Here is a 300-nt window from a genome sequence, read left to right on the forward strand (position 1 = left end):
AAATATAATGAAGTTATAGAATATGCAAATCTAATGAATTACAATTTTCCTACACTAAATTCAAGAATTAATTATTTAGAATGTATCTTACATTACATAGAAAATTTTGTACCAATCAAATGTGATAAATACTATATAGAAGAATATTTCGAGTTTAATATTAATGGAATTATCATGAGAGGATACATAGATTTGTATTACATGATAGGTAATAAAATCTATGTTATAGATTACAAATCAAGTAGCAAATTTTCTAAAAAAGACCTGCCAAAGAAATCAATGCAGCTCATCCTATATGCA

General features: G+C 24.0%; 1 protein-coding gene. It reads left to right on the forward strand.

The genetic code is table 11. The features are described from left to right. Positions 1–33 precede the first annotated feature (33 nt). Positions 34–300, forward strand: a 267-nt coding sequence (locus IC213_RS20765) for a PD-(D/E)XK nuclease family protein (RefSeq protein WP_227863593.1), incomplete at its 3' end; no start/stop codon positions are given.

Origin of the sequence: Clostridioides sp. ES-S-0049-02, from assembly GCF_020658465.1 — a bacterium.
Taxonomy (GTDB): Bacteria; Bacillota; Clostridia; order Peptostreptococcales; family Peptostreptococcaceae; genus Clostridioides.